Raw genomic sequence first — 17,518 nt, 5'->3', positions numbered from 1 at the left:
TGTAGTATTTATCTTTTTTGTTCGGCAACCCAAGGCTTAGCTACCGAAAAAATCCTCCAAGCTGATAACTTTTTTGGTCTTTTTCTTCTTTGGCTTGGGCTCATCTTTTTTCTCCTTTTGCTCCTTTTTGCTCTCTTTCTTTTCGGCTTTCTTTAGTTTTCCGTTTTCTTTTAACTCATCGAGGTATCCATTTTTCTTTGTTGCCTTCCCAGTTCTTTCCGCTGTCATTTTCTCACAAATGTCCGCTCCAAGGGTAAGGAGGGTTCTTTGGGTCTCTGGGAATACGTTTTGGAAAAGCGTTTTTATGTCCTTCTCCGTTAGGCAGATCCTCTGTCTTGTGTAATCTATAACGTTGTAACGGGTAACCAGCATCTTCGCAGTTGGGAGGTATTTCTCAATTGCTCCCTTTGACACCGTGAGCACTATTCTACCTCCACATTTTGGACATTTTCCGCTTAAAGGCGGTCTACGGTATTTGCTGTTGCATTTCGCACACCTAAACTCTTGCCTTGTAAAGCTCCTCAGGTTTCCTCTTAAATCCGGCACTATGTGGGAGTTTATTATAGTTTCAGCGACGTGGTGTTCGTTTACAGCTCTAATACGTTCCGCAAGCGCTAATTGCCTGCTAACCTTGTCTTCCATATCTCCCAACTGCTTGTAGAGGCTCATTTTTGGGCCTAAGGCGATGTCGTCAGTGTCATGGGTGAACTTCAATCCCTCGTACATTTCTGGCTTTCCCAGGCGATCTTCTACCCTCTCAATAACTCCAACGAGCTCTTTTGGAGATTTGAGCTCGTAAGTTGCCCTGTAAAATTCCAGAGGATAATATCTAGCAACATCCATGTTGTGGACTTCGCTATCAACTTCCCTTGGGTCTAAACGGGTTGTGACTACCAGCGGGGCGTCCATCTTTCCACCGCGCTTCTCTGGGAGATAATAGCGCGAGAAATTGAGCAGGGCATCGAGAAGGAGCATGACAGCATCTTCATCACCGTCACACTGGTGTGTAACAATATTTTCATTTATTATAACATTATGGTAGTTCTTGGCATTTAAAGAGAACACAAAGTCATCTTTTGGAGGAATATATTCAACGCGCCCAATACGGGAAGCTATCACCTTATTCCCCTCAACCACCGCTATTTGCTCGCCTTCCCTGACCTCGAAAGCCCTCTTCTCGATGAACCTTCCGTTCTCATAGACGAGCACCGGATGGTCAACGGTTGTCTCAAAGCTTCTGCCGAGCTCGAGCTCGAACCTTATCAAATGATCCGTTGACGGTGCCTTTATGACGTCCTCCACCTCAGTAAGGACGACCTTTCCGCTCTCAGGATCGAGGGAATAGACCTTGACCTCGACCTTCGGCCTCTTTCTCACGTAGACCATGTTCTCATACCGCTCGTCCTCAAAGAGCTCGTACAGCTCGCGGAGTGTTATTCTCCTTGGCTCCCCGTTAATCTGCACGAGTATCCTCGTGTCTCCGGGGAAGCAGTTTCTCCTCTTTGCAGCGTGGTAATACGGGTGAGCATAGCCTACAAGGGCGTCAACAAACCCAATAATCCTTCCAATAATTCCAGCAGAGGTGTGGGGGGCTAAACCAATCACGAGGTGCCCTATCAAATCTTCCATCTTCTCAACGTTGTAGAACCTTGGCAGCCCGTAGAACTTTTCAAGCAGATCATCTATAAACTTTGCAACCCTGACAAGGTATTTTCCAGCCTCCTTTGAAAGGATTACATCCTGAACTTTGAGCTCAACTATTTGTTCATCGCTTACAAGGGGCTCCCCTTCAAAGTCATGGGTATAGCCGAGCTCCCTCAGTTTTTCAACGCTTACACCTATTTCCTTGGGTTTGAAGTGTGTTATCGGAGCATCTGTGGCATCGAACCTTATTGTGCCATCTTTAAAGACGTAGACGTCATTCCTTGCCCTTAGTATTCCTTTTTCAAGGGGTTCTGCTATCTTATGGGCGGAGCTCATACCCATTACGCCTTTGAGTTTCTCAAGGCTGTAAACTCCAACGTTTTGCATAGCGTTGCTTAATAGTTCTGAGGGATTTATTCTTCTCTTGCGGTAGGCTTTCATTTCTATACCACATTTTGGGCATTCCGTGTCGATCGTTGACTCAAAGCCGCATTTGGGACAGTGGTAGAGTAGCTTAGCCTCGCCCCCGCATTTGGGACATGTTGGGTAGATATCCACATGACCACAGTCTGTGCATTTGAAGTGCGCTATCTCAACTTCCGCCGTTTTTCCTTCTTGGGCAGCTTTGTAAATATCTCTCGAACTTCCTCCTGCCAATCCTATTGGGAAGAGAACATGAACAGGAGGCTTCATTTTTCTTTCTTTCGCCTTTTCCGGTCTTCCCATTCTTGCCCCTATCCAGCTGATTCCCCTGTCTCTAAGCTTGACATCACTTACCTCATTTATCAGGTCTATGGGGGTGTGGAATTCTTTGAATTCAATTTTCTTCTCTAAATTGGCCAAAGGAGTTAGTAGCGCGGCGGACCATGGGTAATCAATTACAACAAGGTCTCCAGACACTCTATGCTCGACCCCAAGAAGCTCCAGATATCTTTTAGCTTTTCCTAGAGACTGGAGGGGAATTTCGACTTTCTTTGCGTATTTGAACCCTCTATACTCTCCCCACTCTATGTTGGCATTTACGAGGGCGTTTTGGAGAGAGATAAGCTCTTCAACCTCCAAGGTGTTCCAGTAGAGGGTGTAGTATGGATGGAGGGGTATCTTGAGAATGCGCGAGAGGTGTATGGCATCTTCAATTGAAGGCTTTACCTTGATCGGATCGTGAAGAAGCTTTGCAAGGAATTCTGGGTCTAAGTCGAGGTAATCTGCGGCTTCCTCTACAATTTCCCTCTCGTTTTCCTGGAAGGGCCTGAGGTCAAGTTCATAAACTTTGTTTACTGCCTCCACAAGCTCTTGAATCCACCACTCCTCAACATAGTTGGCAGGTAAAAGTGTTTGATTGTTCTCCACAAAGTCTCCAAATGCTATAAGGGCATCTCCAAGATATAGAATCTCCTCCACTTGGTCTTTCAGCTCGAGGGCTTTGTAGTAGTCATCAACCCTCACGACACTTCCGTCTTTTAACTTTACAATGGGGCCTTCTATAGTTGTCGCTGGAGTTACAATTGCACCCTTTCCTGGCCTTTCGGTCTTCATTTGGGTTCCTACAGCCAAGAATTCATCGACCATTATCATAACAGCTGGGTTTATGCTCCACGTTGCAAATCCGCTCACCCTGCTCCTTCCATAGCGAAGCCTGAAGCCACCGTTTCTTGATGGTTCAGCAAAGAGAGGCCTTCCACCTATTATCTCTTTTGTATACTTTGGATTTGGGGCTATATTTGCTCTGAACTTCTCATAGAGCTCGTAGTAGAAGCCTTTCTCAACTTTTACTGTGGTCTTTTCTTCTGTTTTCTCTTCTTTTTCTTCTTTCCCTTTCTCTTCCTCTTCGCCGCCTTTTTCCTTTGCCTCGACGAACTCCTTCAGCCATTCCCATCCCTCAATGCCCATTTTGTCTATATACTTTACAAGCTTCTTTGCCTTTTGAAGAACTCCTTCTGCCAAAACCAGGATTGCTCCTCCTCTCAGATGGTTTGTTTCAACTCCCGGAACGTTTCTGTGGCTTACCTCCACGTCATCGGTTGCTTCTCCAGTTATCTCTATTGGGATGTTCCTAACAGCTAAACGAACCTCATCTGGTGAGGGATGGTATTGCAGCCTTGTAACGGCCCTATGATAGAGGTCTACCTCTTCGACATATCTCTCCACGTGCTCTTCAGTTGGCTTAAACCTATCAAGGCCAAGCTTCCTTCTCACGTAATCCCCAACAAGAACACTCAAAGCCTGTGCCGTTCCTCCGCTACTTCTGATTGGTCCGGCATAATAAATTGCAAGGTAATCAGTCCCATCTGAATTTTTCTTTATTTTAACATCGGCTATTCCTTCGAGCGGAGCAGAAACGATACCTTCGGTTAGAATTGCCAAGGCGGTTCTTACAGATTGATCGGCAAGCTTCTCTTTGCTCTCAAACTTTCCGAATTTTCCCTCTATTATTTCATCAACAACTTTGAGGGCGGCCAGTTCTTTTCCATGTTCCTCTACAAGCTCCCTTATTCTCTCGGCAACCCCCTTTGGACCCACAAGACTCTCAACCCTTCCAGCCATATCGGTTGCTTGGGGAACTTCGATGTCTCTCACGGGATCCTTTCCTTGAGCTCTGGCTTGTTTGGCTATTTCATAAGCCTTGTCAATCTCCCTTTGGAGGGATTCGAAGTATTTTTTCATATCCTCACTGTAGAGCTCCATGTTATTTCACCTCAAACGTCACACCACTTACTAAAGTCGACTATCATTCTTAGCTTGGCGGTCTCCACATCTATGATTGGAACTCTAGCTGGGGTTGGGACGATATTGACCATCTTCTGGAACTCCGTTTGTGCCTGCCATGTTGCGGAGTTTATAAGGAAGACCCCCCTGTATGTCTGATAGTCCAAAACGTGAACATGACCCATCTGAACTAAATCTGGGACACTCTCTATGACGAGCAAATCCTCTGGGTCTGGGGCGATGGGCACTTTTCCTCCAAAAGTTGGAGCTACGTGCCTTAATTTCAAAAGCTGCACCATGGGTTTCACGGGCTGGTGGTGGCTCATAGTCGGAACATAACTAACAACGTCCTCTATTCCTCTTCCATGAACAATGAGAAACTCCCTTCCGTGTAAATCTATGACGGCAGGGTTGCTTATTATGACAGCATTCTTGAGGTCATAGAGGGGCTTTGCGTATTCTCTATAAAATTCCGGCTGCGGCAAAGCAGTTCTTGCGGCATCGTGGTTTCCGGGGCCTATGAACATGGTTATATGATCGGGGACGTTGGAGAGCAAATTGGCGAGAGCCTCGTATTGATCAAAAATATCAGGTATGCTTAGTTCGTTGTACTGGCCCGGATATATGCCAATTCCATCAACTACATCGCCGGCTATTATCATGTATTTTATCCTGCTGACAATCTCCTCTTCAGCTTTTGTGTTTACATTGCCGTTTAGCCATTCCAAAAACTTCATGAATGCCTTTTCACAGAACTTGTTGCTTCCCACGTGTGTGTCACTTATCAGAACAGCATACACCTTTTCCTCCAGAGGCGGTTTCTCCTTTTTGTACAGCGGGACATCTGGGAGGTAGATGTTTTCCGCAAAAAATATCCCTCTTTTTGAGTACCTTCCCTTGAACGCCACCACGCTGTCGGGCATTATTTCAAAGGCTTTTTTGTAATCTTCTTTGTCTCTCCCTATGAAGACCTTTACTATCCCGGTTAAGTCCTCAACCTCGAACATATATCCGTTTCTTGTCTCTCTTTTTGAATTTACAAGCCCTATGATCGTTACGTCCCCTTCGGGGTTTATGTAGCTTAGCTTTCCTATATCAATAACACCAGAAACTTCGGGATTTTCACGAAGTATTCTTCTCATCTTTTTCAGCCTGCTCTTGAAGTAGTTCTCGTAAACCTTAACAATGATCTCTCCTTCCTTAGTTGTTCCGTTTTTAGCCTTTGGTGGCTGGAGCTTAACGTTTCTAACATCGAATTTAATCTTAAAGTCCGGTTCTATCTTCTCGGCGATAAATTCAAATCCCTCTCTCAGAGAGACCTTAAAATCGGCATAAACAGAATAAGTCTTCTTTTCCTCTTCGGGCAGCTCTTCTTCAGCTACGAGTGGAATTCCATATTCTTCGAAGATAACCCTCCTTTTAACCTCCCCATTTTCTCCATTCTCTTCTCCATTGGTCTCAAAAGGTTCTTCTGTCTCTTCCTCCCCTCCAAATTCTTCTACAGCTTCTTTGTCCTCTTCGATTATCTCTAATTCTTCCACGAATTGGCCCACGGCTTCTTCACTCGTCTCCTCTATTTCCCCCATTGAGGGTTCTTCGGGAATTTCAGAGGTTAAATGCTCTTGGCTTTCTGGAATTTCGAGCTTCTCAGCTTTTTCAACCACTTCACTTACAAAGGCTGGAGCTTCTTCAGCTTCCGAGATTTCTAGCGTTTGTCCTTTTTCAGACTCTCCCAAGCTTTGTTCTTCTGGTTTTTTACCTGTCATAAATCTCTCCAGGTGTTTTGGTTTCGTTATAATTCCCTTAGCTTCCAAAAACTCCTCTGCGATGATCTCATCTATTATGAAGGTCCCTTTTGCCTTTGCAAATTTTATGAGCTCTGGGAGGGTAAAATCTTTGTTGTAGTGTTCAGACAAAAGAAAATATGCGGGAGGAGTTATTAGATAGTTGTTTGACATCAAGCCCCTCACGAGTTCATCCATAGAACAACCTCCTCTGCTTGAGCATGCTTACCGATATTAATGGCCTCAATGTCTCTTCAGAGCGGTAGATGTTTTTAACTTTATAGGGTGTTATGTTGAGCCTTATCTCTTTTGTTCTTCCGTATCTGCCCTTGCTGACGACCTTAGCATTGATGATGCCGAGCATATCCAGCTCGTTTATCAAATCGCTTATTCTCCTTTGGGTTAGAGGTTCAAGGTCAAGGTAATCACAGAGATCTTTATAGACGGAGTAGACATCACCCGTATTTGCCGGTAACTCCCCGTTTTCGTCGAGGAGGACTATTGCATAGAGCAGGATTTTTGAATGAAGAGGAAGGGTTTTAATCACCTCCTCCATGGTGTCCTGCTCTATCTTTTCTTGGGCCTTCCATACGTGCTTTTCAGTAACCTTTGGTGCCATTTCTCTCTCAGCTATTTCCCCACTCACTCTCAGCAGATCAAGGGCCCTTCTTGCATCTCCATGTTCCCTCGCTGCCAAAGCAGCACAGAGAGGAACGACTGCCTCATCTAAAACACCGTCATAAAAAGCTTCTTGAGCTCTCTGCATAAGTATATCCCTTAGTTGGTTGGCATCATACGGCGGAAAAACGACTTCCTCTTCGCTTAAACTTGAGAGAACTCTTGGATCGAGGTATTCCTTGAACCTCAGGTCGTTTGAGATGCCTATTATGCTCACCTTTGCTTTCTTAAGCTCCGTGTTTATTCTTGTTAGAGAATACAGAATGTCATCGCCGCTCTTCTTGACAAGTTTGTCTACCTCATCTAAGACTATTATCACAAAGCGCTCCCTCATGTCCAGCACTTTTTTTAACTGCGCATAGACCTCATCAGTAGGCCATCCCACAAGGGGAATCTCTATACCGCTTTCTTCTTTGAAATGGTTAACTATGTTTGCCAGGACTCTATACTGGGTATCAACAATCTCACAGTTGAGATAAATAACATCTACTGGGACATTGTACTTTTGGGATATCCTCATCAAATCCTCAGTTACGTACCTAACGGTGACCGTTTTTCCAGTTCCGGTCTTCCCATACACAAAGATGTTTGAAGGTGTCTCCCCCCTTAAGACGGGAACTAAGATGTGAACGAGAGTTTCTATCTGTTCTCTTCTGTGTGGAAGTTCTCGGGGGGTGTAACTGTGTCTCAAAACATCCTTGTTTTTGAAGATTCGCTGTGTGTGGAGGTATTTTTCAAAAAGTGACCTTAGGTTGGTCTGTCCTTCCTGTAACATTCCTCGTCCCTCCATTGGAACTCCATCCAATTCTTGACAATTTGACCAATTTCTTGGTTTTAGTTAGTTATTATAATACAAAGCTGTGCTCATTTTTTGCATTCTTTTATAGCTCCAACACCTTTTAAAAGATTTCCACTGGAAGCAGACGATCCAGAGGAAAGCGTTTCATAGATTGTAATTAGGTGGTATATATGCTTTGTTGAGCAAATTTATGACTAAAATCTGCGGGGTCTTTAAAAGCATTTAGACTTAAAGGTAAAGTTATAAATAAAAAAGCTTAGCGGAGCATTCCTTCAAGATTTTGGACGTATTCTGTGCTTCTCTTTATATCGGCAAAATATTCCCTTGCTTTCTCAATGTGATCTTTTTCCACCCTCCTACCACCAGCCAAGATGCTTGCAGGGGCTAAAAGCTGAACTGCATATCTTAAACTTGTCTTTTCTCCAAGTTCTGCCAGATACTCCAGAGCTTCCTCTGAAATTTCTATGCCTTCTTCTCTGGCTCTTATCTTTACGATTTCCTTGACTTCCTCCTTCTTGTAGGGTTCGGTGTTGATTATCAGCAGTCTGTCGAGCATATCTATTGGTATTCCATGGGGCGATTCCAGATCAGTTCCCCTTATCTTCGTGATGCCCCTGTTGGTTGCCAGGATTAGAATGGGTGCCAGCTCATTTTCCATGGCTCTGGCTAAGAAGGAAAATGCCTCTATGTCGAGCATGTGGCATTCGTCTATAAAGAGCACTCCCGGCACCAGAATTGCCTTCCCTTCCTCTATCCACTGCTTCACCGTTTCATCAACTTTTTCTCTTATCTCGTCTGTAATCTCAAGACCTCCTCCGAAGAAGAGGCTGAATATCCCGCCAGCACGACTGTTTACGAGGTCCAAATCGTGGAGAGTTACCGTATATGTGAATTCCTTAATCTTGAGCACAGGCCCGCTTGGCATTTCGGTCTTTTTCTTAAAGAACAGTCCCTCTTCTTCCTTTGTCGTCCCGAGTTTTGAAATCCTACCACTTTCGGCATCTATTTGAATGACATCTCCCTCCTCTACTCCCATCTCTAAAAGTTGGTAAGCTATCTCCCTCCCAGCCCTGATTGTCTTTTCATCGTCTTTGGTTTTTAGGGTAATCACAACGGATTCTGGAATTTCCACATAGGGGTTAAAGGGGTGTTTTGTTTTATTGATCTGTACCCTCTCTACCTTTCCTTCGTAAACTTTTCTCTCCTCGCTTATTCTAACTCCAATTGCCCTTCTCAAAGCCTGCTTTAGGAATTCAGTCTTTTTAATCTCAGCGGAGTATATCTCGCTTCCAGAGATTTGAACAAAAGGCACATCCTCTCCAAGTTCCCTCGCGATGCCCATTGCAATTGCAGTTTTTCCACTTCCTGTTGGCCCCGCGAGAAGAATTCCTTTACCCGCTAACTTCCCTTTCTTTATGAGTTTAACGGCAATCCCCGCTGCTTCCCTTGCCCTTGTTTGCCCTACCATTCCATCTGCAATGAACCTGGCTTTACCATTTTCGTCTAATCCAAGCCCTTTTATGTGAGAATGGCTGCCGATTCTCTCAAATCTGTGGGTTGCAACTTCTTCAATAAGTGGCATCTACCCCTCACCCCCAAATCCTTTAGAAACCGTTTGTAGTTAAAATAGTCGAAAATTTAAAAGGTTAACGTTGTGAAAATTCCAGTGGAAAAATACCTCACGCTTAAAAACTTTTCTGCGAAATCTTACTATTCTTTGTGGTGTTACGAAAAGTTTAAAAAGATTAAAAGAAATATATTTAAAAGATTTTCGATTGGGGTGGGGCCATGAAAAGGTTAGGCAAGGTTTCTCATTACGCCAAACAGGGTTTCTTGATACTCCGTTCAACATTTGCACCTGCACTAAATGATCCTGTAGTAGATAAGAATCTTCAGGTTGTTGGAACTGTTAAGGATGTTTTTGGTCCAGTTGATTATCCCTATGTCGCTGTAAAACCTCGTGTTGAAGACCCTCAGAGGTATGTTGGGGAAGTTTTATACGTTGATGAGCGCAGAAAAAAAGCTCCTTCTAAGGCTGGTAAAAAGCATGAGGGAGAAGTCAAGAAAAAACGCCCTGCCCCCAAGAAAAGGGGGTGAGAGCTTTTGACTCAACTTGGAGGTATTAAAAGGTGTCCTAATTGTGGTTCAGAAAGCTTGATTTATGATCCAAGCAGGGCTGAGATTGTTTGCTCCAACTGTGGATATGTTTTAGCTGAGGAGATTATGGATTTGGGGCCGGAGTGGAGGGCTTTCGAGCCTGGACAAAGGGAGAAGCGTTCTAGAGTAGGAGCACCAGAAACCGTAATGCTTCATGATAAGGGGCTTTCTACAGATATAGATTGGAGAAACAAGGACATCCATGGAAGCAATATCTCAGGGAGCATTAGAACAAAGATATACCGTCTTAGAATGTGGCAGAGAAGGATGAGAATAAGCGATGCTATAGACAGAAATCTTGCGTTCGCTTTGAGCGAGCTTGATAGAATGGGTTCTCAGCTGGGGCTCACTAGGAATATAAGAGAAATTGCGGCGGTTTTGTACAGAAAGGCCGTCATTAACAAACTCGTTAGAGGAAGATCCATAGAGGGAATGGTTTCCGCTTGTCTTTACGCGGCGTGCAGGATTGCAAATGCACCGAGAACCTTAGAAGAGATAGAGGATGTGTCAAAAGTTGATAAAAGGGAGATTGGGAGAAGTTATAGATATCTTGCTAGAGAGCTCAATCTTCGACTAAAGCCAACAAGCCCTATTGATTACGTTATAAGATTTGGAGATCAGCTCGGAGTAAGTGAAAAGACAAAAAGGAGGGCAATAAAGATACTAGATCAGGCAATTGAAAAAGGTCTTACAAGTGGGAAAGGTCCAACAGGAATAGCTGCAGCTGCCATTTACATAGCGAGCCTTCTTGAGGGGGAGAAGATGACCCAAAGGGAAGTGGCTGAGGTTGCGAGGGTGACGGAAGTTACGGTAAGGAACAGGTATAAAGAACTTGTGGACAAACTTAATATACGCATCCCCACTTAAACAAGCGGGGGAAGAGATGAAAATAGGAATACTCAGCGATACCCACTACCCCGATAAAACTTCCTATCTTCCCGATTTAATTTTTGATGTTTTTAGGGAAGAAGGGGTGGAGTTAATAATCCATGCCGGGGATTTAACATCCCCTGAGCTTTTTGATATTTTTAGAGAAATAGCGCCAGTAGTTATCGTTAGAGGGAATTTGGACAAGCCAATTTTTCCAGAGGAGAAGGTTTTAGAAATCGAAGGTCTGAACGTGGGCGTCATCCACGGCCATCAATTTCTCAGCCTGGATGAGCAAAGTCTCAAATACAAAGCCCTCGAAATGGGTGTTGATCTGCTGATTTTTGGTCATACACACAGGTTCTTCTACAAAAGCTATGAGTATATGGATAAAAAAGTGCATCTCCTTAATCCCGGGTCCCCAACGGTTCCAAGAATGAGTGATCCAACGTTCCTCATTGGTGATATAACGGGTGAACGTTTCAAATTTGATATCTACAAGCCGTGGGAAACACAGTGGAAATACCCATAATAGAAAAGACAAAAAGGAAAAGGCTTTCAAGCCTTGATTGCAAGCTTAATGTCCTCGGCTTTGACTGTCTTTCTGCCGGCGTGTCTAGCGAATTCAACAGCCTTCTTTCCGAGCTCGACCGCGTATTCTTCGAGGTACTCGGCGAGTATCTTGGCGGCCTCTTCACTAACTCTCTCGGCACCAGCCTTTCTAATCAATCTGTCAATTGGGGCAATTGGCAACTCAGCCATTCACAACACCTCCTTGGGAAATTCTTCATTCTTATTTTTTGAATTGAAGATATATAAACCTTTCGATAAAAGCGACCGTTTTCACCCTTTTCATCTCCCATTTTCTCATAAATAAATGGGAACTATTTAGGGGAGAGGCGACATACCTCATCTCTGGAAAATGTCTCCCTATATAGACAATCAGCGAAATTTAAGGTCTTACCTAGGTAGTGGGAGTTGTGCATAAGATCACTCACAAAGATTTTTTGCTCACCTATTGGAAGCCCTAATTCATTTTAATCCCTCGGCTGACAAAAGACGTACCTTCACTTTTTGATACACCATCTCTTTGCCACTTATTAATTAGCTCATCCATAAGAAATATAAAGACCTAGTACCAAAAAATAACTTAGTCAAGAATGTTTTTGGGGTGAAAAGTATGGGACTGTTTGACAAGATTATCAAAAAAGAAGAAACAAAGAAGGAACTTGGAACGGGAAGGAAGAGAGATGTCAGACGTGAAATTGATGTCGTCCCTCTGGAAGAGGATGTTATAGCGAAAACGATTGTTGAGCCGGAGATTAGATATGTCAAGAAGATTGTTGTTACCAGTTACAGCGATTTGGAAAAGATTTCTGAAGAAATACAGGCAGGTAACATTATTATCGCCGATTTAACACCGTTGGAATCAAAACCTGAAGTGCTTGCAAAGGTTGTTGAGCAGATAAAGGGGATTACCCAAGCCCTTGGCGGAGAGACGGCAAAAATAGCAAAACATGAGATTAAGATACTCATTACTCCCGCAGACATTAAAATATACAAGGGCTGAAGGCCTTCTTTAACCTTTATAAATTTCTCTATTCTTTTTAATCCCGGTGAGTTGAAATGGGCGAGATACATGAGGTTAGGCTTGGCGACTGCCCGATATGTGGGGGAAAGAACAGTCTGAAGGCTCTTAATCACATTCATGAAATTCCATATTTTGGTAAGGTGATGGAGTCTACGATAATATGCGAGAAGTGTGGATACAGAAATGCCGATGTAATGATACTCGAGGAGAAAGAGCCCAAACTTTACAGTATAAAGGTAGAAGAAGAAAAAGATCTCTTTACAAGGGTTGTAAGGAGCAAAAGTGGTACCATTGAGCTTGAGGAGATTGGAGTTAAAATAGAGCCTGGGCCGGCGAGTCAGGGGTTTGTAACGAATATAGAAGGGATTCTTGAGAGAACTAGGGAAACCTTGCTAATGGCTAGGAATTTTAAGACTCAGGAAAACGATGAGGAGAGCGTAAAGAAGATCGATGAAATACTCTCCTATATCGAAGAGGTAAGAGAAGGCAAAAAACCCATAACAGTAAAAATCATGGATCCCTTTGGGAACAGTGCATTAATAGGTGAGAAAGTAAAGAGCAGGCTTCTTACAAAAGAAGAAATCAAAAAACTCAGCACGGGGCCTTACGTAGTATATTATCCTGAAGAAGATACCGAATAAGGGGTTAAATAAAGTGAACCTCTCTCGCGGTGAGGTCTTCGAGAAGGGTTTTAACCCATGGCTTCCTCGTCCTGCTTGAAAGGTGAATTATCCCCTCTACGTGAATGCCGTAAAGCTCCTTCATTTTTTCTCTCGTGAGGGGTTCTCTAAAAAGAAACGGCCTTTCTATGGTGAAGGCATAGCCGTATTCTTTTATATACTGTTTAAGCCATTTTTTGCCCTCTTCCTCGCCATAAACAAAACTAAGCCCGCTGGTGTCTTTTGTTAGCTCCCACAGCGTCTCGAAGTCAGCTTTGATGACTTCTCCAACTTCAAATCCCCCAACAATGCTTCCCCTTTTAGTTAAAACTTGTTCTTCACTCAGGCCGAGTTTTTCCATAGTTCTTCTTAAGACGCTTAGGTCTCCCCTTGCGATATAGAGAAAAACAGTGTCCCCCTCCCTAAAAACAGGAGCTTTCCTTATTTCATGATACTTAAGCCCCCTGAATATCAGCTCCCCATAAACCTGATGGAGGGCTATTACATGCTCCACGCTCTCACCGAGTCAAAAATCCAGAAGGGAGTTATAAATATTTGGTTTTTGAGGATGCTCTTATTATGTCGCTCACAACTCCAGAAGCAGTTTCTTTTATCCCTGCCCCGGCTCCCCTAATAACTAACTCCCCCAATAAATCGCTCTCTATCAAAGCAACGTTCGAAGTACCTTTAACGGCTAAGGGACTGTTCATGGGCAATTCTCTGAGCTTTATCTCCACTTTTCCATCTTCTAAAAGGGCAACAAGCCTTGTAACAGTTCCTTTTTTGAAGTTCTCCCTGATTTTCTCCTCCGATATCCCTTCTATACCTTCTATGTAAGCTTTTTTGAAATCAAAGGGGTAAAAGGCTACGTTATGCAAAATGACTCCCTTATAACCTGCATCAATTCCTTTGATGTCGTTTGATGGGTCTCTTTCTGCTATTCCGAGCCTCTGAGCTTTTTTAAGGGCTTCTTCAAAGCTCATGCCTTCTTCTACTGCGTTTAGGATAAACGTTGTTGTGCCGTTAAGCACTCCCCAGATTCTTTCTATAGAATCAGCGAGTAGAGCTCTCCTAAGGAGGTGTATTATGGGCGTCCCCGCCATTACTGTGGCCTCGAAAAGGTAAGGCACATCTTTCTCAGACGAGACCTTGAGGAGCTCTCTATAGCTAAAAACCACAGGCGGTTTATTTGAGGTTACAACGGCCTTTCCAGTCTTTAAAGCCTTCAGATGCCATTTTGCTGCATTTTTATCGTTGGTAACGTCAACCACCACGTCGCTGTCGACTTCTTCAACCACCTCAGAAGCCCCCAACTCATAAACCTCATACTCATCTCCCCAGAATTTAAGCGAACCAAAGCTTTTCTTAGTTTCCAAAGCCTCTTTTAGGTCTATCCCGTTGGGATTCCATATTGTGGCGGTAGAATCGGTAATGCTCACCACCTTGATCTCAAGGTTGTATTTCTCTTTGAAATACTGACGTTTATTGAGGATTACCTCGGCAACGCCTTTTCCCACGTTTCCAAAACCGATAAGAGAAAGGGAAATTTCCTTCATACCTTTTTCACTATTATTGCCCTTATGAGGTCAATGTCCCTAATCAATCCTATTATTTCTCCTCCCCCTTTGACAACGGGTAGCTGCTCTATGTGTTCCTCTGTCATTATGTTTGCCACTTCATAAACACTCATATGAGGGGTGGCAAGTTTTAGTTCGGTTGTCATAATTTCTTCCACTGGCTTTTTGGGAATCTGAAGTTCTGCCTTCTCAAAGAGAAGCACCGGATGGCTCTCCAATATCCATTCCTCCTCGCTGGAAGCTGCTAAGTCTGCACTTCTCATAACCCTCACGATCTCGCTGTCTTTGAGGAGGTCTGTCTCATCGATGATGCCTATAAGGTTCCCTTCATCATCTATCACGGGCAAAGCCATGGAGTTTGAAAGTAGCAGTGCCTTTAATGCAGCCTTTAGGGGCGTTCCTCTCCAGACAACGCTCACGTATCTCTGGTAATATGGCTCAATTTCTATCTCCTTCATTTTTTCGTCCTTGGAGAGGTACCTTCTTATTATATCCCCCACCGTTAGAATACCCACAACTCGGTTTTGATCATCCACTACAACAACACGCCTGTAGTCGTATTCAAGCATCAGCTTTGCGGCCTTTTTCAAGGCATCATCGGGATGTACGGTTGGGACGTCTCTCTTAACGAGCATTGCAAGTTGATCCTCATCGGGGTGCAATAGAACACTTTTTATGCTAACTATACCAACAAGCTCTTTTGTGCCTTTTTTAACTACCGGAAAAGACCTGAATTTATGTTTTTTGAAAAGATCGAGTGCGTAACTCCTCGTTGCCGGAAGTTCAATTACCACTGGGTCTGGAGTCATGAGGCTTTTAACTTTCATTTTCATCACCGCTTTTATGTAGGAAGTCTTTTCACTATTTAAGTTTTTCACCTGAAGGAGTGTACTTAAACTTTACACCCCTAAAAGATGCAAATATCCATGATTTTGCTTTTACCGCAAAATTTATAAACCCAATGTCGGGAGTTGATAGTGGTACGGCGGTCATAGCGGCGGGGCCACACCCGGACTCGTTTCGATCCCGGAAGTTAAGCCCGCCAGCGATCCCGGGTGTACTGCCCTCCGAGAGGGGGCGGGAAACCGGGGACGCCGCCGGCCACCTAACAAACTTTTCTAAGAAAACTCCAAGAGAAAAAGGACTGGTTTTTAGTTCCTAACAAAAATTAAAAGGAGTCATTCTTCCCTTTCACAGAGCTCAAGGAGAACCCCACCAACACTCTTGGGGTGTACAAAAGCTATCTTAGCCCCACCCGCTCCTATTCTGGGCGTCTCATCAATGAGTTTGAATCCTTTTTCTTTGAGCTTCTTCAAGTGTTCCTCAATGTTGTCAACGCCGAGAGCAATGTGGTGTATGCCTTCTCCTCTCTTCTCAATGAACTTCGCTATTGGTGAGTCCTCTGCAGTTGCCTCCAAAAGCTCAATCCTCGTTTCACCGGCGTAGAAAATGGCAGTCCTAACTTTTTGGTCCGGAACTTCCTCAATCTCCTCGACCTTTAACCCGAGATTTTCCCAAATCTTAATAGCTTCCTCAAGGTTCCTAACTGCAATTCCAATATGGTCAACTTTCCTTATCATACTTTCACCCCCAAAGCTTTCTCTAAAACAAGATCAGCAGCAGAATAAGGATCAATCTCTCTATTGGCAATCCTCTCTATGAGCTGAGATATCTCATTATTCCCCATCATCTCCCCAATTTTTCTTGCGATGGTGCTCGAAACGATTGCTTTGATCTCTTCTCCCACTCGGAACTTCCTTTTCTTTTCGATTTCTCCACTCTCCAACAAAAAGTCCCTGTGTTTGTTGATGGCTTCCCAGAGCTGATCAATTCCCCTGTTGGTAAAAGCAACGGTAGAGACTATTGGCGGCCTCCAGCCCCTTTTCTCCCATTTCTCCTTTTCGAGATCAAGCATCAGCTCGAGTTCGAACACTGTGGCATCTGCACCCTCCTTATCGGCTTTGTTGACCACAAAGATATCCGCTATCTCCATGAGCCCCGCTTTTATAGCCTGAACGTCATCCCCTAAGCCTGGAACGGTGACCAAAACCACGGTATCGGCGGTTTTTACAATGTCCACCTCAATCTGCCCCACACCAACGGTTTCTACAAAAATAACATTACAGCCGTAGGCATCAAGTATTTTTATAGCATCGTTGGTTGCCTTTGCCAGTCCTCCAAGAGAACCCCTTGTTGCCATGCTCCTTATAAATACGCCCGGATCCGTGGAGTGCCCTTGCATTCTTATCCTATCCCCAAGAAGAGCCCCTCCAGTGAACGGAGACGTGGGGTCTATAGCTATAACCCCAACTATCTTTCCTTCATCTCTGGCTTTTTTTATGAGCTTATCAACTAAAGTCGACTTTCCAGAGCCGGGAGGACCGGTTATTCCAACGATATAGGCATTTCCGGTGTATGGGTAAATCTTCTTGACTATTTCCCTCGCTTTTTCTTCATCGTTTTCTACTAAAGTTATCAACCTTGCGGTTGCCCTCTTATCCCCATTAAGCATTCTCTCAATCAGCTCGTTTATCATATTTATCACTTGGATTAATTATCCAAAAAAGAAAATATAAACCTTAGCTTTCTCCCCTGAACTTCTTGAGCTTTGGAACGTTCTCATCGATGAACCTGATAATCTCTTCAATTGGACTTCCAGGGCCGAAAACCCTTGCAACGCCCATTTTTTCAAGCTCTTGAGCATCGTCAGGGGGTATTATACCCCCGGCAAGAACGAGTATATCCTCGTTTGGCTTTATGCCCTTCTCCTCCAGAAGTCTGAGAATCTTTGGGATGAGAACCATGTGCGCTCCGGAAAGAATGCTCAACCCAAGAACGTCTATATCCTCCTGTATAGCGCTTTCTACTATTTGCTCGGGTGTTTGTCTTATTCCGGTGTAGATGACCTCAAAACCCGCATCCCTAAGTGCCCTCGCTATGACCTTTGCCCCTCTATCGTGACCATCCAGTCCCGGCTTTGCTATTAGAACCCTAACCTTCGAACGCTCGACCATATTCACCACCAACTTTCATTAGAGTAAGACAGTATTTAAAGG

Annotated in this window: 16 protein-coding genes and 1 rRNA gene; 6 read left to right on the top strand and 11 right to left on the bottom strand. The window is 44.0% G+C overall.

Annotation, left to right across the window (positions count from 1 at the left end; genetic code table 11):
• Positions 1-36 precede the first annotated feature (36 nt).
• The 4 genes from ADU37_RS07415 to ADU37_RS07400 all read right to left on the bottom strand — a co-directional run bounded on the left by ADU37_RS07415 (position 37) and on the right by ADU37_RS07400 (position 9,193).
• Positions 37-4,329 (bottom strand): DNA-directed DNA polymerase II large subunit, encoded by a 4,293-nt coding sequence (locus ADU37_RS07415; RefSeq protein WP_058947002.1) that lies wholly within the window; start codon positions 4,327-4,329, stop codon positions 37-39.
• An 11-nt stretch (positions 4,330-4,340) separates the two neighbouring features.
• Positions 4,341-6,332, bottom strand: coding sequence for a DNA-directed DNA polymerase II small subunit (locus ADU37_RS07410; RefSeq protein WP_058947001.1), 1,992 nt, complete (start codon positions 6,330-6,332; stop codon positions 4,341-4,343).
• Entirely contained in the window at positions 6,325-7,587 is a 1,263-nt protein-coding gene (locus ADU37_RS07405) for an ORC1-type DNA replication protein (RefSeq protein WP_058947000.1), read from the bottom strand. Before ADU37_RS07405 ends, ADU37_RS07410 begins: the two co-directional genes overlap by 8 nt.
• Before the next feature lie 280 nt (positions 7,588-7,867).
• Positions 7,868-9,193, bottom strand: a complete 1,326-nt coding sequence (locus ADU37_RS07400) for a RuvB-like helicase (protein ID WP_058946999.1) — start codon at positions 9,191-9,193, stop codon at positions 7,868-7,870.
• 206 nt (positions 9,194-9,399) lie between these two features.
• Between ADU37_RS07400 and ADU37_RS07395 the strand changes: the two genes are divergently transcribed.
• Genes ADU37_RS07395 through ADU37_RS07385 form a run of 3 tightly spaced genes read left to right on the top strand, consistent with a single transcriptional unit; the run spans position 9,400 to position 11,167 of the window.
• Positions 9,400-9,708 (top strand): Gar1/Naf1 family protein, encoded by a 309-nt coding sequence (locus ADU37_RS07395; RefSeq protein ID WP_058946998.1) that lies wholly within the window; start codon positions 9,400-9,402, stop codon positions 9,706-9,708.
• 6 nt (positions 9,709-9,714) lie between these two features.
• Positions 9,715-10,635 (top strand): transcription initiation factor IIB, encoded by a 921-nt coding sequence (locus ADU37_RS07390; RefSeq protein WP_082663037.1) that lies wholly within the window; start codon positions 9,715-9,717, stop codon positions 10,633-10,635.
• A 16-nt stretch (positions 10,636-10,651) separates the two neighbouring features.
• Positions 10,652-11,167, top strand: a complete 516-nt coding sequence (locus tag ADU37_RS07385; RefSeq protein WP_058946997.1) for a metallophosphoesterase — start codon at positions 10,652-10,654, stop codon at positions 11,165-11,167.
• Between the two features lie 26 nt (positions 11,168-11,193).
• Here the strand turns inward: ADU37_RS07385 and hpkA are convergent, their stop codons facing one another.
• Complete coding sequence (hpkA, locus tag ADU37_RS07380; protein WP_004068982.1) at positions 11,194-11,397, bottom strand: archaeal histone HpkA; 204 nt, start codon at positions 11,395-11,397, stop codon at positions 11,194-11,196.
• Between the two features lie 418 nt (positions 11,398-11,815).
• On the opposite strand from hpkA, the gene ADU37_RS07375 reads away from it, so the two are divergent.
• Positions 11,816-12,205 carry a cell division protein SepF gene (locus ADU37_RS07375; protein ID WP_058946996.1) on the top strand — a complete coding sequence of 130 codons (390 nt, stop codon included), beginning with the start codon at positions 11,816-11,818 and terminating at the stop codon, positions 12,203-12,205.
• 56 nt (positions 12,206-12,261) lie between these two features.
• Positions 12,262-12,867: a ZPR1 zinc finger domain-containing protein gene (locus tag ADU37_RS07370; protein WP_058946995.1), complete on the top strand. Its 606-nt coding sequence runs from the start codon at positions 12,262-12,264 to the stop codon at positions 12,865-12,867.
• Positions 12,868-12,871: 4 nt separating this feature from the next.
• Here ADU37_RS07370 and ADU37_RS07365 read toward each other — a convergent pair whose 3' ends face one another.
• From ADU37_RS07365 to ADU37_RS07355, 3 genes are read right to left on the bottom strand one after another with little or no spacing between them, the layout of a single operon-like run.
• Positions 12,872-13,399 (bottom strand): ASCH domain-containing protein, encoded by a 528-nt coding sequence (locus tag ADU37_RS07365; RefSeq protein ID WP_058946994.1) that lies wholly within the window; start codon positions 13,397-13,399, stop codon positions 12,872-12,874.
• 31 nt (positions 13,400-13,430) lie between these two features.
• Positions 13,431-14,441 (bottom strand): homoserine dehydrogenase, encoded by a 1,011-nt coding sequence (locus ADU37_RS07360; protein ID WP_058946993.1) that lies wholly within the window; start codon positions 14,439-14,441, stop codon positions 13,431-13,433.
• Positions 14,438-15,289: a CBS domain-containing protein gene (locus tag ADU37_RS07355; protein ID WP_058946992.1), complete on the bottom strand. Its 852-nt coding sequence runs from the start codon at positions 15,287-15,289 to the stop codon at positions 14,438-14,440. Before ADU37_RS07355 ends, ADU37_RS07360 begins: the two co-directional genes overlap by 4 nt.
• A 154-nt stretch (positions 15,290-15,443) precedes the next feature.
• On the opposite strand from ADU37_RS07355, the gene rrf reads away from it, so the two are divergent.
• Positions 15,444-15,565, top strand: a 5S ribosomal RNA gene (gene rrf, locus ADU37_RS07350).
• A gap of 75 nt (positions 15,566-15,640) precedes the next feature.
• Here the strand turns inward: rrf and mce are convergent.
• Genes mce through ADU37_RS07335 form a run of 3 tightly spaced genes read right to left on the bottom strand, consistent with a single transcriptional unit; the run spans position 15,641 to position 17,476 of the window.
• Positions 15,641-16,042, bottom strand: a complete 402-nt coding sequence (mce, locus tag ADU37_RS07345) for a methylmalonyl-CoA epimerase (RefSeq protein WP_058946991.1) — start codon at positions 16,040-16,042, stop codon at positions 15,641-15,643.
• Complete coding sequence (gene meaB, locus ADU37_RS07340) at positions 16,039-16,998, bottom strand: methylmalonyl Co-A mutase-associated GTPase MeaB (RefSeq protein WP_058946990.1); 960 nt, start codon at positions 16,996-16,998, stop codon at positions 16,039-16,041. The genes mce and meaB overlap by 4 nt, the downstream gene beginning before the upstream one ends.
• Before the next feature lie 43 nt (positions 16,999-17,041).
• Positions 17,042-17,476, bottom strand: a complete 435-nt coding sequence (locus tag ADU37_RS07335) for a cobalamin B12-binding domain-containing protein (RefSeq protein ID WP_058946989.1) — start codon at positions 17,474-17,476, stop codon at positions 17,042-17,044.
• Between the last annotated feature and the right edge of the window lie 42 nt (positions 17,477-17,518).

This window comes from Thermococcus sp. 2319x1, from assembly GCF_001484685.1.
Classification (GTDB): domain Archaea; phylum Methanobacteriota_B; class Thermococci; order Thermococcales; family Thermococcaceae; genus Thermococcus_A.
Note: the sequence above shows the minus strand (reverse complement) of the source record. Positions and strands in the feature narration are given on the sequence as shown.